The organism is Bradyrhizobium sp. 604_D8_N2_3, assembly GCF_051810765.1.
GTDB classification, from domain to species: domain Bacteria; phylum Pseudomonadota; class Alphaproteobacteria; order Rhizobiales; family Xanthobacteraceae; genus Bradyrhizobium; species Bradyrhizobium barranii.
Window position 1 is genome coordinate 6,545,424 of sequence record NZ_JBPWPM010000001.1, and the last position, 15,523, is coordinate 6,560,946.

The window sequence follows — 15,523 nt, forward strand, 5'->3', positions numbered from 1 at the left end:
CCAATGACGTACGATCTCTCAATACAATCACTGTTGCGCAGCTTCTCACGCGCTATCGCGACAACGTCACCAATGAGAAGGCACGCCAGTGAGAGGCGCTGAGAGGCTTCAGAGATCCGTCGTTCAGGATGTACCGCAATACGCTGAGACGGACTGGCATGGCTCTGAGGGGCCGCGTCAGCCCCGCTTATGCGGTCGGCTGCGACCATACCGAATTACGCGATCATATCGCTGGTCAGTTTCGTACGGGAATGCGTTGGGAGAGGTATCGGCAAGCCGCCGCACCGGCTCCGCGATAGCACTATGCACTGTGTCCATTCTAAGCCTAACGGTCCGAACAAACCGCAGACTCGCAGATCACCCCGTCATCCGGTAGGTGGCCGCTGAACAGCGCTTACGCTTCTGTCGGTCAGTGCTCATGTATTCTCCTGCGAACGCAGCCAAAGCTCTTCGTCGAAATCGCCCGTCGCGCCGAAGCTTCCAAGAACGCTCAGCCACAGCCGCCGGCAACGTAGCCGAGGCCGAAAGCACCCCCGACCTTCATTACCGGCCGAAACGACAAAGCCCGCCGCGGAGGTCCGGGCGAGCGTAATTCGGCATTCAATGTGATCGTGCAGGTCATTTTGCATATTCCAGCGCTAGGCGTTTGCCTGGATCCCATCGCACTTCGTGTTGCACGAGCGTTCAGGACAAACGAAAAAGCCCCGGCGATGCCGGGGCTTTGACGTCTGAAGTTGAGTTCAGATCAGTACTTCGCGACGACCGGACCGGTCCAATTGAAGCGGTAGACCAGCGAGGTCGAGATCGTCTGATTCCAGCTGTTGGCACGGATGCTGTTGGCCAGCGGAACGTTGCCAACGTCGAGCAGTTCGGTCTGGGTCTTTTGGTCGTAGAAGGCCGAACGATACTCGGTCTTCATGAACCAGCCCGGCGAGCTGATGCCGAAGAAGTTCAGGCTGTTCTCGACGCCACCACCGATGAACCAACCGTTACGATTGTAGCTGTTGAGGTGGGCACCGACGGGAACGCCGGCGAGGTCCGTGAAGTTGGTCTGGCCGAAGTGGGCGCCCGAGTAACCGCCGTTGACGTAGGTGAGAACGTTCGGAGCGGCCAGCCAGCCGAGGCGCACACCAGCGGCCCAGGAGGTTTCCAGCTTCTGGTTGCCCGTGATACCGTTGAGCGGATCCTGGATGGTGGCGCGGATGCTGCCGAACTGACCGTCAGCGAACACGCCAGCGACCCAGGTGCCGCTGAACTGCCAGTCGTAACCGGCGCCCACGGTGCCGAACCAGCCCGAGCCGCCCTGGCGCTGGGTGATCGTCAGCGGCGTACCGGAAACCGTATCCACAACGCTCTGGTCAGCATTCGAGAGGCCGCCACCGCCACCGCCGAAAATGTAGAAGCCGGTCCAGTTGGCGACCGGCGCCGGCATCGGAGCCTTCACGTAAGGACGGGCAGCCAGGTCAGCGGCCGAGGCCGAACCGGTCATCGCCACAACCGCGGCGAGAGCGAGCAAAGTCTTTTTCATTGTCAAAATTACCCCAAGTGGAAGCGTCGTCGATGTCTGTGAGGTAATCTAGACGGATTGGCCGATAATGCTGTAGCTGGAAGGCCACAGTGACGGACAAACGCTCTGGAAATGCTGGCTGGCAACGAAGAAGACATAGCCAATTTAGTCCGCGACAATCCAGCGGCTATCGCCATCTATCTATCTGATAACTTTGAAGAAAACGAGATACTAAAGGCTAAGACGGCGCTCAGCCTCGTCACGCGAGCTCATAACGTACAGATCCTGGCACGGGACGCGGGCCTTCGACGCGACACCCTCTATAGGACGTTTGGCGGTCGAATCGACCCGCAGCTCAGCCGGGTTCTTAGGCTGCTCGAAGCGCTGAACGTAAAGGCCCGGGTTACGCCTGCGTCCAGGATCGCCAGCCCGAGCGCGATCGCTACACGGCTCAGTCAAGCCTTCGCTTTCGACGATCCGACTGACACCATCCGGGAGCTGAGCACCGTCGTCAAATCGCAGAACGTCACCTCGCTCGCGCGCGAACTCGGCATTATGCGGACGACGGTCTACAAGACGTTCGGAGGAACCGTGGATCCGCAACTAAGCCGGGTCCTAAGTCTCTTTGAGACTTTCCGGGTCAGGCTGGAGGTCGCGCCGTCGACTGAGCCCAAGGTCAGACCACCCCGTCCGAAGCTTGGTCGACCGCGAAAGACCCTGCTCGAGCGGCCTTAGCATTTCTCAAGTTGAGCCCCGTTCCGGCACCTATATGCGGCCTCGTACGGGAAACTCTTTCAAGCCAGAAAACGGCAAAGAAAACCCGCTGGCCTTGCATGATGTGCAGGACCGCGTCCTGCGACCAGTGCGGCGGCGGGCGAGTACCTCAGCCCAGCGGCCGCGATATCCTGATGGAATGCGTTCCACGACTCGGTGAACCAAATCTCGATCGGGAATTGAGCCCGCCAGACCGGCCAAACCAAAAAATAACACGCAAGCATACACAGTATGCTCGCGCACAATATATGCGTGCGAGAATTCATTCCTACAGCCCCGCGTGGTCAATACTCAACCGTCGCGAGAACCGCAAGTCATTGCGCGCAGCAAAATCGCCGCAAACCGGCCGGTTCTATCCGCACTGACCAGACAAGCTTTCATGAAGGCCCACACCCGACGACCTCTCCATGCGCCGAACCGTGATCGGCGGCGAAACTGCGCCCGACGACTATGACGACTATATTGTGACCTGGGATCGCCTCTCGATCGGCCGGATCTTTAAGACGACCACCGTCGGGGGCAAGGAAGCATGGTCATGGTCGTGCCTGCCAAATGTGCCCCAGCCGAGCACGCACCGCGGGCGTGCCGGCAGCCTCGAGGCGGCCAAGGCGGCTTTCCCGGCTGCCTGGACGGACCTGGAATCGCCGCTCAGCTACGACCAGATCAAGGAGGCGCGTGCGATCGGTGGCGACCGCAGCCGGCCGTGGCACAAGCGCGGATGAGGCCGACAGGATGGAGCCGAAGTTTCAATGAACTGATCGCGCTGCCGGACGGCCGCAGGCTGGTGACGCTGCTCGACGCCGGCAACTACATCGCAGCGTTACCGAGGCCGTGGCCTTACCTCTGCTCGTTCCTCGCGAGCGACGCCAGTCTATCGAGTTGGCCGGCCAAACCCACGAAACTACGGGCGATGTTTTTCAGGACGGCGGCGCGATCCTTGGAAATGCCGCTCGCGCGAGAAAGTCTCTTATAGTGGTCAGCATGTTCTCGGCACTCAGCAAAGTTGATCCGTTGCTGAGCCTTCCTGTTGCCCGCGCGGGACGTGGGAGCGCCTTTCCCCGCTAGCTTGCCTTCTACCATGTTAGGCCCCGTTGAATCAGCTTCGGACACTGGGTCAAATACGGACAGCGCCGGCTTGAGTTTTAAAAGGAACCACAACCGCGCGCGAATATTTGAGTCGTCGCTGGCTCGCTGCCAGAGCCGGCGGAGCGACTCCTGCCTTTGCCCCCGGAGCCAGGGCCGTCTCTCCGCCCTTATCGTATCGGAGTAACGTATGCGTTCCTCGCCCTCGATCGTGCCGGCCTGAGCCGAATCCGGAAACAAAGAAGAAAGACGTCGTGTGGTTTGCGATAGACGAGACGCGGCCACTGTTCGCGTTCGCCGGTATCTGGACGACTTTCAAGGGCGATCGCGGTACGAAGTCAAAGCCCGTGCCTGGACCTCATCAGGTCTATGGCTTTCTCACGACGGCGCCAAATGCCGTTGTCGAGCCCATTCATCCAAAGGCAATGCCGGTGATCCTGACGACGGCCGAAGAACGAGATGTTTGGCTGCGGGCGCCATGGGACGAGGCCAAGGCGCTGCAACGGCCTTTGTCAGATCAAGCGCTTAAAATCGTGGCGCGGGGCGCAGACAAGGAGGATAGCCCTTCAATCGCCGACGCCACTTCCGTTCAATAGTGAACTTAGGAACTACCTGCACGCGACAGGAATAAACTGCTCAAACCGAGCTGCGATGACGCCCGAGAGATTCTTCGAACCACTTAACAAATGATACTGACTCTCCTCGGCCCGAAGCGTAGAGTTGAAATGTCACCGCAGCGGCACTTGGCATCGGTCGGTGATGAGAACGCCAGTTGCGCTCCCGCCCCACTCGAACGAGGGAGCAATGCCATGCTGAAGCGACGTCGTTACAAACAGTCCAAAACTCTCAAGGAGCGGCTCGCTGACGAGGCCGTTCGCCTTCGCGAGGAGGCCCAGGCGCTTGCGCCGGGACGCCGCCGCGAGATCCTGCTGCGCCGGGCGCGACAGGACGAGACGGCCATGCAGATCGAGTCCTGGCTGCATTCGCCGGGCCTGAGGGCGCCGACATGAGCCGGCAATACCGCGCCTATCTGGTCGGCGAGAACGGCGTGTTTCGCTCCGCCGAAGCGTTCGAGGCCGATTCCGATGCATCCGCGCTTCGCGTTGCACAACAGTTCACGCGCCGGGGCAACGTCGAGGTCTGGCAGCTCGACCGGAAGATCGGGCTGTTGCTGGCGCAAGCCACGCCGCCCATCGCAGCCTGACTGGCAGCCACGCGCCTGAACCGCCGCACCGGAAGGCGTCACTCCTCCGCAAGCTTGCGCTCGATATAGGCGTCCACCGTCTCGGCGAAGGAGCGCTGCACCCCCACCGCGGCACCATGCTGGTCGAGCGCGTCGCGCTGGAGCACACGCAGGCCACGCCCCCGGAGGCTGGCCGGCGCGGTGTTCAAATATTGATCGATGGCGCCTTTGGCGAGCGGAATAGCCCTCGGATCGCCCCTTGCGATCAAGAGACGCAAGAGGCTCTGGCAATCGGCCAAACCGGGCATGGCTCAGCCTTCAGCGTTGCTGCGATTTCGGGTTCGGTCGCTTGACCGGCTGGGTGTGGGTGCCGAACAGCGCCAGCAGAAACGCGACTTCTTCCTTCGAACCGACCTGGATCATGACTTGTCTCCTTCTCGCTCCGTTGGTCGGGGCCAACGGGCGCGGCGTTCAGGACAATCGGGTTTCAGCAATGTTTCAGGCGTGTTTCGTCGAGACCGAAAACGATCTCCAGAACACGATCTACCGGTGCCTGCTGAAGGTCTGCCGATGATGCAAAGGGCCTGCGCCGATGTTTTTGTCGGACCAGCCCTAACTCCTGAAAACGGCCCCGGCGCGGGACGGGGGGCTGGGGGCGCCGGAGCCGCCATTCCAGGCCGGCCATCGGCGGTGGGCCGACCACAAAGCTAATTCCAGTTTGGAGCAAGAAGTTCCAATGGGGGACCTGGCAAAGCGAACAGCTCAATACTGAGGACGCTTCAACAGCTCCGGCAATCGCGCGATTGCCGTTGCGATCCGTCGCGCCTCGTCGCGCGATAGATACTGGTGGGCATATTGGTAGCCCCACGAGTGCAGATCATCGCGATGAAGAACGCAGCAGATCGTGAAGCCGTTCGCGTCCTTGACTCGGAAGCACTCCTCTTCCGCGATCATGACCCACGGCGCCGGAAACCGCCTGAGATTGTCCATCCATGATCACTGGCGTGCGTGGCCCCGTTGCTGCTCAATTCCGCGCGGTACGAGGCGGCGCTTGGCAAGACCAGTCCGCGGCGCTGCCGGCGGCCGGCGCGGAACGAAGAGGCTGTTCACAAGAATAGGTTCGCTGTCGCCGAGCCGTGTCCGCTCGTGAACCAGGCCGCTCATCACGACGCGCATCTTCATGATCTCTTCCGCCACGAAGGTGCAGTCCTCGTCGCGATTGATCTGCTCATGCATGATGGCCTCGGCCTCTCGCATGCTGACGCGTAACGCTCTGACGATGTTGCGGATTTCATTGATGCGGTTATCCACGGCCCATCTCCACCTGACGACGGGACAATAAGAACAAATCATGAACAATGAGTCAATACGATCTTCACTTCGGGTTCACGGTGCCTTGCCTAAAGCTGCGGCCAATAACGGCACGTAGGTAGGAAACATGTCCTTTGACCCGATGGCCGCTGCGGTTGACTGGCTTGATGCCTACCGCACCGGCGACATCGAAACGATTTTGGGAATGTACGCCGATGATGCGATCGTCCATTGCGCCTGCGGCGGCATGAAGAGGATTTCGACCCGGCAGGGCCTGCGCGCCTAGTGGGTCGCCCGTCGTGGCCCGCGCGTTGGCACACGGTTCACTCTGCTACCTGACGCTTCGAATTTTATCCAAATGCGGCGAAGCGGATTCGGCGGAATGAAATCTCCCCGCGTCATGCTGGGACATGTCCCTTGCGAGGGCGCATGGGCAAGCTGGAGATTCCGTCGATGTATTACGTCGCCGCCGCATTGCTGGTGCTGTCGGGACTGTTCTACTCCGCGAGCCATCACGAGCTCGGCCAGTTCGGTGCGAACGTGTGCAGCTATGGCAGCACGTTCTGCGACAACCCGGTGGTCGTCTTCACCGGCGGCGCGCTGGCCGCCGCCTGGGGCATGTTCGTCAGCATCAAGTAGCGGCACGCGCGTCGGCACGCATGCATTGGGCGCGTTACCTCGCCAATTCCTTGCGGACGGCGGCGGCGGAATTGCCGACCTTGTCGACGGCCTTTTGCAAATCCTCCTTCGATATGCCGAGCGCGTGCGTCCAGTACTTGACCTCGAAGGCCTCGTGCATGTTGATCTTGCTGCGGTCCGGTTGCCCGCGCTTCGTCAGATTGTCCATCGCGTGTCCTCCCTCATGGAAGAGCAAAACGCCACCATGGACCGGCCGTTCCAAACGGCAGGACGAGACCATACGTCGGAGCTCACGCGTCGAGGCTCACACGTTCAGCCACAGCATGGAAGCGAGCACCGCTGAAAACAGAAACAGCCCGACAATTGCAATTCTGAAAACCAGATCGGCGGCCAAATGTGCCCCCTTTTGTCGTTGCAAATTCTTTGCTCGTACGGCGCCCGGCCCCGCCTTGGAAAGGGCAGGACCGCACCGTGACTTTGCTGCCGGGGCGGGTTGGAACGGCCCGTCGAGCGGCACCGCGACGCGCTCATCCAGCTTTGGTTCCAGGTTTTCGGAAGGCGCGAATCACAGCAACGATAACCCCACCGGTCGGCGGACGCCACTGGCATGAGAATCAAACCGTGCCGCGCGCGACAGCGGACAGCCGAGCAGGTGCTGCCTGATCGCCGACGGCTTCCGTGTCCAGGGATCGGCCGACTGTCGGCGACATCTTCTCGCGCGAGAGGCTGGCGACCGTTTTGAACGGAGGGAAAAGGAAGAGCCCGCAACCGGTGACGGTGCGGGCTCGACGATCTCTGTGATGGTATCACTCTACAAGTGTTTTGCCCGACGTGTCAAAGGATGACGGGGCGTTGGCGTCAGCGGACGGCGCGGGCGCTGGCCGACGCAGGAACTTTGCGGCCATGACGCGCTTGAAGCACACTTCGCAATTCCGGAAGCCGGAAGGTCAGCCCCTGTCAAACCGATCGAAGCAGCACGCCGCCAAGCACGACAGCCCCAAAGGATCGGCGAAGTCCGGACCGGGGCTGCTGCAACGGCTGGGGCCCGGGCTCATCACCGGCGCAGCCGACGACGATCCGTCGGGCATCGCCACCTATTCGCAGGCGGGTGCGCAATTCGGCTACGGGCTGCTCTGGACGGTGTTTCTGACCCTGCCGTTCATGATCGCGATTCAGCTCGTCAGCGCTCGCATCGGCCGGGTCACCGGCAAAGGGCTCGCCGCCAACGTCCTGCAGCTCGCGCCGCGCTGGATCGTGCTGGGGCTCGTCTCGCTGCTCGTCATCGCCAACACCTTCAACATCGCCGCCGACATCGCCGCGATGGCGGAGGCGCTCTCGCTGGTCATCGGCGGGCTCAATCACGAGCACGCCCTGATCTTCGCGGCGGGTTCGACCCTGCTCCAGGTGTTCGTGCCCTATCGCCGCTATTCGCCGGTGCTGAAATTCCTGACGCTGACGCTGTTCGCCTATGTCGCCACCGCCTTCACCGTGGAGATCCCGTGGAGCACCGCGTTGCTCGCCGCGGTATGGCCGAAGGCGACGATCAGCGCCGACTATTTCCTGATGGTCGTCGCCGTGCTCGGCACCACCATCAGCCCCTATCTCTTCTTCTGGCAGGCCTCGCAAGAAGTCGAGGAGATGAACCAGGGCAAGCGCGACAAGCCGCTGCGCGACCTTCCAACCGGGGGCGCCCCTGAAATCGCGCGCATCAAGGCCGACACCATCGTCGGCATGCTGCTCTCCAACAGCATCGCCTTCTTCATCATCCTGACCACGGCGGCCGTGCTGAACGGCAATGGCATCACCAGGATCAACTCGGCGACGGAAGCGGCCGAAGCGCTGCGTCCGCTCGCCGGCGATTTCACCTTCGCGCTGTTCGCGCTCGGCATCATCGGCACCGGCCTTCTGGCGATCCCGGTACTCGCGGGCTCGGCGGCTTACGCCGTTGCTGAGACTTTCGGCTGGCACGCCACGCTGGAGGCGAAGCCGGAAAAGGCGGTCGGCTTCTACGCCATCATCGCGGCCGCAACCATCATCGGCTTCGGTCTCGGCTTCACCGGCATCGACTCGATTCACATGCTGGTATGGAGCGCGGTGCTCAACGGCATCGTTGCCGTGCCGGTCATGGCCATGATGATGCTGATCGTCTCGAGCCGTGCGATCATGGGCCGCTTCAAGGCCCGCTCACGGCTGGTCGCGCTGGGCTGGCTCGGCACCGCGATCATGGCGCTGGCCGTCCTCGCCCTGCTCGGCTCGTCCGCGATCGGCTGACCAGACCGGCGACAGCGACGCCGAGATCTGCGACGCCAAGATCTGCGACGTGACTACGATGATGAAAGCCGCGAGCACGGCCGGCACGCTGATGGATCGTATTACGGTGTCACGGGATTGACGGTCGGAGACGTCTTCGGCCCCGGCCGCTCCGGCTCGACCGGCGACTTCGGTGCGGTGGGAAGCACCTTGGCGTCGGCGGCATGTGCGGCCTCGCCCGTCGTCGCATACATCGCAACATGAGCCGGCTGAGTCTTGGCGCGGTTCCACGGCCCGTGATCGACGATCACCATCGCAGCAATCGTCAAGCCGGCCACGATCAGCGCGATCACGCCGGGATGGCGAAGCGCCGAGGACATGGAGTTTGCGAAGCGATGTGTTGTCATCGAAGGACCCGTGCTGTTTCCTCTCGCGGGTTAACTCAAACGCATCCTGCGAGTTCCGCGCTTCGCTTAAGCAAGTTCCGAGCCACTGCGCGGAACTGATCGTCCCGATACGATCACTTTTTCACGTCCGGGCGCGCATCGCCGACGAAGCTGTCGCGGTTCGGCATTTTGACTGCCGAAAGCGATTTGGCTTCGAGTGTCGCATCGGCTCCCACCAGCCCGTTCAGGTTCAGGATATAGGCGGACACCGCATAGACATCCTCGTCACTCAGCGACTGCGGCGCGTTCTGCGGCATGGCGCGGCGGATATAATCGAACAGCGTCGGCGCATAAGGCCAATAGCTGCCGACGGTCCGGATCGGCTTGGCCGTTGCGATCGTGCCCTGCCCGCCGGCGAGCCGGTCACCCAGGCCGCCTTCGCCTTTATCGCCATGGCACGAAGCACATTGCTGGGCGAACACCTCGCGCCCATGGCTGACCGAACCGCCTCCCTTCGGCAGATTGCTGCCGTCACGTCCGACATCGATATTCCAGCCCGCGATCTCCGCAGCCGTCGCAGGGCGACCGATGCCATAAGGGCTTTGCGCCTGCGCTTCGCTCGCGAAGGCACCCAGCGCGATTGCGACGGCAACGCCGCAGGTCTCACGCCAGCGCATTGGTCACCTCGCCGTCGGCCGCGATGCGCCAGGGCCAGATCGCGTTGTTGTGGTAGAAATAGTTCTCGCCGCGCACCGCGAGCAGCTCCGCCAGCGTCGGCTGCACATAGCCGGTCTCGTCGACGGCACGGCTCTGGATCACGGCCGGCTTGCCGTCCCATTGCCAAGGCAGGCGGAAGCGCGTGAGGGCGCGCGTCAACACCGGCTCCTGCAATCGCGCGTCCTGCCAGCTCTTGCCGTCATCGACCGAAACCTCGACGCGCTTGATCTTGCCATGTCCGCTCCAGGCGATGCCGGTGATCTCGTGGAAGCCGGGCGCGCTCAGGCGATGACCGCCCGAGGGGCGCGTAATGATCGACTTCGCTTCCATGTAGAAGGAAAACTCGCGCGCCGTGCCGTCGGGCAAGAGATCGGTGTATTTCGAGGTCTCTTCGCGCGAATAAGTGGGCTCCGCGGTCACGTGCAGGCGACGCAGCCACTTCACGCTCATATTGCCTTCGAAGCCCGGCAGGAACAGCCGCAAGGGATAGCCCTGCTGCGGACGCAACCGCTCGCCGTTCTGGCTGTAGACCAGAAGGGCGTCCTCGAGGCACTTCTCGATCGGAATGCTGCGCGTCAGCGCGGCGGCGTCAGCGCCTTCGGCGACGACCCATTTGGCGTCCGGTTTCAATCCGGCCTCCTCGAGCACCAGCTTCAGGCTCACGCCGGTCCATTCAGCGCAACTCACCAGACCCACGAGGTCCGATGCCGTCTTGCCATAGGGCTTGGTGTAACCGGGATTGCCGGAGCATTCGAGGAAGTGGATGCGCGACTCCGACGGGAAGCGCCTGAGATCGTCCATCGTGAAGATCAGGGGCCGCTCGACGAGGCCGTGCAGCATCAACCGATGCTGCGCGGGATCGATGGTCGGAACACCGCCATGATGCCGCTCGTAGAACAATCCATTCGGCGTGATGATGCCGTCGAGCTCCTGCAATGGCGTGCGGCTGGAGGCCGATATGTACTGCTTGAGAGTCTTCGAGAAGTTTTTGACGACGCCCTTCTCGAACGGTGACGGCGCGCCATAGGGCTGGGCTCCCATCGGCTCGCCCGGCGCCTTCATCCATTCGGGAATGTTGGGCGGAAGGTTGTCCGTCTCCGCCGCGGCCGACGCACCAGCGCCCAGAACGGCACCGCCCGCCACCGCGGTGCCGCCTTGCAGGAAGCGACGGCGTGATGTTCTCGTGGATTTTCCGGCGGCGTCGATCGTGCTGCTCATTGCGGATCCTCCCGAAGCGCGACCCGCATCAAACCCTCCGCGAAGGGCGTTTGCAATCCGCACATATTTCAAAAACAGGCGATTTCGACCAGGACTGGTCTAGATCAGCCAGCCGCAACAGCCATTCCGTTCTTCGCGATGCAAAACAGCTCTCAGCTGTCACTCGCCCGGTGCGATCGCGTTACTCGGCGTCGGGCGGTCGGTGATCTGCTGTCCGAACAGGCTGCCGATCAGCTCGACCGCAGTGCGCGCGGTGCGGCCGCGCTCGTCCAGGAACGGGTTGAGCTCGACGATGTCGACCGATCCGACCACGCCGGAATCATGAAGCAGCTCCATGATCAGATGCGCCTCGCGATAGGTCGCTCCGCCCGGCACCGTGGTGCCGACCCCCGGCGCCACACACGGATCGAGGAAATCGACATCGAAGCTGACATGGAGCACGCCATCGCACGCCTTGACGCGCTCGATGACGCGCCGGATCAGCACGGCGACGCCGAACTCGTCGATCTGGCGCATGTCGACAACCCTGATCCGGCGTGTGCGCATCAATTCCTTTTCGAGCTTATCGATCGAACGCGCGCCGAACAGGTCCAGCCTGTCGGGATCAATCGAGGCGCGCGGATCATCGCCGAGCAATCCGTCGAGGCCGGGCTCGCCACACAAGAACGCCGCCGACATGCCGTGCATGTTTGCGGTGATCGTCGTCTCGGGCGTGTTGTAATCGGCATGGGCGTCGAGCCAGAGCACGAACAGCTCGCGTCCGCGCTCCTGCCAGTGGCGCGCCATGGCATTCACCGAGCCCATCGACAATGTGTGATCGCCGCCGAGGAAGATCGGCAACGCGCCGGTCTGTGCGATCTCATGGCCTCTGCGGCTCAGCAGGCGCGTCCAGCGCTGGATTTCGCGATAGTGGTTGGCTTTTTCGGGCAGCCTGTCAGCGAGGTCCCTGACCTCCGCCACGGAGAGATCGCCATAATCGACAACTTCGAAATCAAGGCTTTCGAGCAATGCCGCAAGCCCGGCGGTGCGCAGCGCCGCAGGGCCCATCAAGGTGCCACGCTGCGAAGCTCCCATGTCGATGGGCGCGCCGAGCAAGGCGATGCGCCGGCCTTGATCCGTCATGATCCGATCGGTCACGGCAATCTCCTGAGATCAGCAAGCCTTCGCCAGCCTAACAGAGATTCGCATCCGTCGTTTCCCGGGATTACAGGACGAATGGGCTCGCGCGCCCGGGAACAAATTCCCGGACGCCGCGTTTTGTTTACAGGGCCGGCATCCGCCGTTCAAAACGGCGCCTGTCGCGGATAGCCAAAGGTCTCTCGACCCGCTGTTCAAAACGAGCGCACGCGCGGATAGCCAAAGGTGCCGGCCTCCATCTCTTCGCCAATTCCGGAGGTCGCGATCTTGAGCACGGACATACCGCAGCCCAATCCCCCGCCCGGCATGGCCGAGCGTGCCATCGACGGCGCAACCGACGTGTCCCGCACCATTGGCGAGGTGGCAGGCGGCCTGCACGCCGCGGTCGATCGCCTCACTGCCGCAATCGACGAAGCACGAAAACCCGGCCGGCCGCTCGCGACGGTCGCGGCAATCACGCGCGAAGCGCCCCTGGCCAGTCTGTTCGTCGCCTTCCTCTTTGGCGTGGCAGTTGCACGCCGGCGCTAGCGATCGGAGTTGAAGCGGTTCAGGCCGCGCTGACGGCTTCGAGTTCAGCCGGCAGGAATTGCCTCTCGAACGCCTCGGCAGGCATCGGGCGGCCGAAGAAATATCCCTGCCCTTCCTCGCATCCCATGCTGACCAGGAAGTCGGCCGTGGCACGGTTCTCGATGCCTTCCGCCACCACAGTGAGCCCGAGCTGCTTGCTGAGACCGATGGTCGAGCCGACGATCGCGGCGTCGTCGGAATCGGCGAGCAGGTCAAGCACGAACGACCGGTCGATCTTGAGCCCGTCGAGCGGAAACTTCTTCAGATAGCTCAGGCTCGCGTAGCCCGTGCCGAAATCGTCGAACAGGACGCGGACGCCGAGCTGCTGGATCCGCTCGAACATGTCGAGCACGCGGCTTTCGTCATGCAGCAGGATATCCTCCGTAACTTCGAGCTCGAGCAGCGACGGCGTGAGCCCCGTCTCCGCGAGCAGCGCCGCAACGGAATGCGCGAGGTCGCCGGAGTCGAGCTGCGACGGCGAGAGGTTGATCGCGACGCGCACGCTGTTTCCGGACAATTCCCAGGCTCGCGCCTGCCGGCAGGCGGTCTCCATCACCCAGTTCGCGATCCGCTCGGACAGGGGCGAGGTGTTGACCACCGGCATGAATTCCCCGGGCGAGACATAGCCGCGCGCGGGATGCCGCCAGCGGATGAGCGCTTCAGCCCCGAGCAGGCTGCCGTCGACCAGCCGAACCTGTGGCTGGTAGAACAGTTCGAACTCGCCGCGATCCGCGGCAAGCGCCAGTTCGCTCTCCAATGTCAGCCGGTTCTCCAGCTCCTGCCTGATCGCGCTCTCGAAGATCACGTGGCTGCCGCGCCGCGTCATCTTTGCCTTGCTCAGCGCCAGATGACCATTGCCGAGAAGATCATCGGCGTTGTGCCCACCTTCCGGATAAACGGCGACGCCAATGCTGATCCTGACGCGATGTTGGCGCGCGCCCGTTGCGAGCGGCACTTCGAACGCGCGCGCGATCCGCTCGGCAAACTCCACAATCGGCTCGCCAGCCTCCGTGCAATCAAGCGCGATGGCGAACTCGTCGCCGCTGAGCCGGGCGACGACCGCCTTGCCATCGACCTTGGTCCGGAGGCGCTCCGCGACGGCCCGCAGCACGAGGTCGCCGGCCGAATGTCCAAGCATGTCGTTGATCTGCTGGAAGCCGTCGAGCCCGAGCACGAGCAGCGCGACGTCGGACGATCGCCGCTCCGCCGCGGCGATCAGATTGGCGAGGCTCGCATGCAGCATGTTGCGGTTGGCAAGACCGGTCAACGCGTCATGTTCGGCGAGATACCTGACGCGTTCGGCTTCGCGCTTGCGGACCGAGATGTCGCGCAGGATCGCTCCGTACTGGAAGCCGTCCGTGCCCTGCCAGCCCGAAAAGCTCGCTTCGACCGGGAACGTCTCGCCGTTCTTCCGCCGCCCCTGGAACTCGACGACGACGGCACCGCCGGGCACCAACAGCGCCTGGCGCGCAGCATCGCGCATGGCAAAAGCCTTTGCGCCACCGCCGGTGGGCTCCGCACAGAGCGTTTCGAACGGACGTCCGATCATTTCGGTCGGCATGTAACCGAAGATCGCACTGGCGCCCGGATTCCACACCGTGATCCGATGATCCTCGTCGGTGCAGATCAGACCGTCGCCGAGCGACATCGCGATACGATGAAAGCGGCTCTCGGCAATACGTCCCAGGAGACTACGGAAATCGATCTCGTCGAGTGCAATCGCGGTCAGATAGGCAATGATCGCAATGTGAAACAGCGACGTGTCGATGATGAGCGGCCAGCTTGCCTGCACGAGCGCAGCGGCAAGTTCCGCGCCCGCTCCTGCGGCGACGAGGATGGTGACGCGGACGCCCGGTGCGGAACGGCGCCACGAATACATCATCGCCAGGCAGATCAGGCCCAAGCCAATGATCATGCCGGCATCGGACGTCCAGCGCAGCATCCGGTTCTGGAGGATCGATTCCGCCGCGAGCGCCTGGAGGACGGGCCCAGAGACGCTCTTACCGTTTGGAACACTGAACCGGTCGCCCAGTTCGAGGGCAGTAGCACCGACGATGATCTTCTTGTCTCTCAGCTTGTCCAAGGTCGCGGCATCGCCGTGCAGCACGTCAAAATAGGAGACACTTGGGATGGAGGCCGCACGAATGCCGAAATCGATCAGGAAGGGCGGGCGCCGATTGGCATCCTGCCCGGCCAACACGACGGCCATCGACGGCATCACGGCATCGCCAAGCTTCTCTCCGACCGGATAGCGGCGCACGAGCCCGTCGGATTCGATCGCAACATTGACGACGGCCGGCCACGACTGGTTGCTGAACGGCTTCAGTGGACGATTGACGTGAACCGCGCCACCATTCGGCGTCGGCTGCTTGAAGGAGGGTAGGATCGTCGAACCGCCAACCTCCCGAAGCGCGGTGACGAGGGCTTCGTCAGAGGCCGGATCCGATGGTGTGCTGAAATCGACGTCGAAGGCGACGTCCTGTGCCCCCGCCGCCTCGAGCCTGTGCAACAGCTCCGCGTGGAGCCGGCGCGGCCAGGGCCATATCCCGATCTGGTCGATCGAGGGTGCGTCGATGGCCACCACGACGACATTGCCGCTGGCCGTACGCGATTGCCAGGCGAAGCGCAGATCGGTGAGCGCATTGCGGAGCGCGCCGTGCCACCCCGTGGACAGCACGACCGCAAGCGCGATCATGACAAGAATATGCGGCCGATGGCGTTTCACTTTGCTCCCCTGCACCGGCGGTCCCT

18 protein-coding genes and 1 pseudogene are annotated in these 15,523 nt (G+C 62.9%); 9 read left to right on the forward strand and 10 right to left on the reverse strand.

Annotated elements, in window-relative coordinates; translation table 11 throughout:
- Nucleotides 1-745 precede the first annotated feature (745 nt).
- Complete coding sequence (locus tag AB7245_RS31390) at nt 746-1,528, reverse strand: outer membrane protein (protein WP_354078568.1); 783 nt, start codon at nt 1,526-1,528, stop codon at nt 746-748.
- Between the two features lie 111 nt (nt 1,529-1,639).
- Between AB7245_RS31390 and AB7245_RS31395 the strand changes: the two genes are divergently transcribed.
- The 5 genes and pseudogenes from AB7245_RS31395 (at nt 1,640) to AB7245_RS31415 (ending at nt 4,568) form a co-directional block, all read left to right on the forward strand.
- Nucleotides 1,640-2,242 (forward strand): helix-turn-helix domain-containing transcriptional regulator, encoded by a 603-nt coding sequence (locus AB7245_RS31395; protein WP_439035341.1) that lies wholly within the window; start codon nt 1,640-1,642, stop codon nt 2,240-2,242.
- 446 nt (nt 2,243-2,688) lie between these two features.
- Nucleotides 2,689-3,003, forward strand: a complete 315-nt coding sequence (locus tag AB7245_RS31400; RefSeq protein WP_439035342.1) for a hypothetical protein — start codon at nt 2,689-2,691, stop codon at nt 3,001-3,003.
- 576 nt (nt 3,004-3,579) lie between these two features.
- Nucleotides 3,580-3,960: pseudogene (locus tag AB7245_RS31405) on the forward strand (SOS response-associated peptidase family protein); the annotation flags it as partial.
- 213 nt (nt 3,961-4,173) lie between these two features.
- Nucleotides 4,174-4,374, forward strand: a complete 201-nt coding sequence (locus tag AB7245_RS31410) for a hypothetical protein (protein WP_439035343.1) — start codon at nt 4,174-4,176, stop codon at nt 4,372-4,374.
- Nucleotides 4,371-4,568 (forward strand): hypothetical protein, encoded by a 198-nt coding sequence (locus tag AB7245_RS31415; RefSeq protein ID WP_028153017.1) that lies wholly within the window; start codon nt 4,371-4,373, stop codon nt 4,566-4,568. Before AB7245_RS31410 ends, AB7245_RS31415 begins: the two co-directional genes overlap by 4 nt.
- Nucleotides 4,569-4,606: 38 nt before the next feature.
- Here AB7245_RS31415 and AB7245_RS31420 read toward each other — a convergent pair whose 3' ends face one another.
- The 3 genes from AB7245_RS31420 to AB7245_RS31430 all read right to left on the reverse strand — a co-directional run bounded on the left by AB7245_RS31420 (nt 4,607) and on the right by AB7245_RS31430 (nt 5,858).
- Nucleotides 4,607-4,855 (reverse strand): hypothetical protein, encoded by a 249-nt coding sequence (locus AB7245_RS31420; RefSeq protein WP_014493719.1) that lies wholly within the window; start codon nt 4,853-4,855, stop codon nt 4,607-4,609.
- 454 nt (nt 4,856-5,309) lie between these two features.
- A complete protein-coding gene (locus AB7245_RS31425; protein ID WP_231142698.1) occupies nt 5,310-5,501 on the reverse strand; it encodes a hypothetical protein in 192 nt (63 codons plus the stop codon).
- 42 nt (nt 5,502-5,543) lie between these two features.
- A complete protein-coding gene (locus AB7245_RS31430; protein WP_135215132.1) occupies nt 5,544-5,858 on the reverse strand; it encodes a hypothetical protein in 315 nt (104 codons plus the stop codon).
- 127 nt (nt 5,859-5,985) lie between these two features.
- On the opposite strand from AB7245_RS31430, the gene AB7245_RS31435 reads away from it, so the two are divergent.
- Nucleotides 5,986-6,144, forward strand: coding sequence for a hypothetical protein (locus AB7245_RS31435; RefSeq protein ID WP_193560894.1), 159 nt, complete (start codon nt 5,986-5,988; stop codon nt 6,142-6,144).
- A gap of 167 nt (nt 6,145-6,311) precedes the next feature.
- Nucleotides 6,312-6,497, forward strand: coding sequence for a hypothetical protein (locus tag AB7245_RS31440; protein WP_014493715.1), 186 nt, complete (start codon nt 6,312-6,314; stop codon nt 6,495-6,497).
- 34 nt (nt 6,498-6,531) lie between these two features.
- Here AB7245_RS31440 and AB7245_RS31445 read toward each other — a convergent pair whose 3' ends face one another.
- Nucleotides 6,532-6,705, reverse strand: coding sequence for a DUF3606 domain-containing protein (locus tag AB7245_RS31445; RefSeq protein ID WP_439035344.1), 174 nt, complete (start codon nt 6,703-6,705; stop codon nt 6,532-6,534).
- Between the two features lie 695 nt (nt 6,706-7,400).
- Here AB7245_RS31445 and AB7245_RS31450 point away from each other — a divergent pair.
- A complete protein-coding gene (locus AB7245_RS31450) occupies nt 7,401-8,768 on the forward strand; it encodes an NRAMP family divalent metal transporter (protein ID WP_439035345.1) in 1,368 nt (455 codons plus the stop codon).
- Nucleotides 8,769-8,869: 101 nt separating this feature from the next.
- On the opposite strand, the gene AB7245_RS31455 is transcribed toward AB7245_RS31450, so the two are convergent.
- From AB7245_RS31455 to rocF, 4 genes are all read right to left on the reverse strand, one after another.
- On the reverse strand, nt 8,870-9,154 hold the full coding sequence (locus AB7245_RS31455) for a hypothetical protein (RefSeq protein WP_439035346.1): 285 nt from the start codon (nt 9,152-9,154) through the stop codon (nt 8,870-8,872).
- A gap of 113 nt (nt 9,155-9,267) precedes the next feature.
- Nucleotides 9,268-9,810 (reverse strand): c-type cytochrome, encoded by a 543-nt coding sequence (locus AB7245_RS31460; protein ID WP_439035347.1) that lies wholly within the window; start codon nt 9,808-9,810, stop codon nt 9,268-9,270.
- On the reverse strand, nt 9,797-11,068 hold the full coding sequence (gene soxC / locus AB7245_RS31465) for a sulfite dehydrogenase (protein WP_439035348.1): 1,272 nt from the start codon (nt 11,066-11,068) through the stop codon (nt 9,797-9,799). The genes AB7245_RS31460 and soxC overlap by 14 nt, the downstream gene beginning before the upstream one ends.
- A 159-nt stretch (nt 11,069-11,227) precedes the next feature.
- Nucleotides 11,228-12,205 (reverse strand): arginase, encoded by a 978-nt coding sequence (rocF, locus tag AB7245_RS31470; RefSeq protein WP_439035349.1) that lies wholly within the window; start codon nt 12,203-12,205, stop codon nt 11,228-11,230.
- A 267-nt stretch (nt 12,206-12,472) separates the two neighbouring features.
- Between rocF and AB7245_RS31475 the strand changes: the two genes are divergently transcribed.
- The gene (locus AB7245_RS31475; RefSeq protein ID WP_439035350.1) at nt 12,473-12,733 is read left to right on the forward strand and encodes a hypothetical protein; all 261 of its coding nucleotides are present in this window, start codon (nt 12,473-12,475) and stop codon (nt 12,731-12,733) included.
- Nucleotides 12,734-12,752: 19 nt separating this feature from the next.
- Here the strand turns inward: AB7245_RS31475 and AB7245_RS31480 are convergent, their stop codons facing one another.
- On the reverse strand, nt 12,753-15,497 hold the full coding sequence (locus AB7245_RS31480; protein ID WP_439035351.1) for an EAL domain-containing protein: 2,745 nt from the start codon (nt 15,495-15,497) through the stop codon (nt 12,753-12,755).
- Nucleotides 15,498-15,523: the final 26 nt, after the last annotated feature.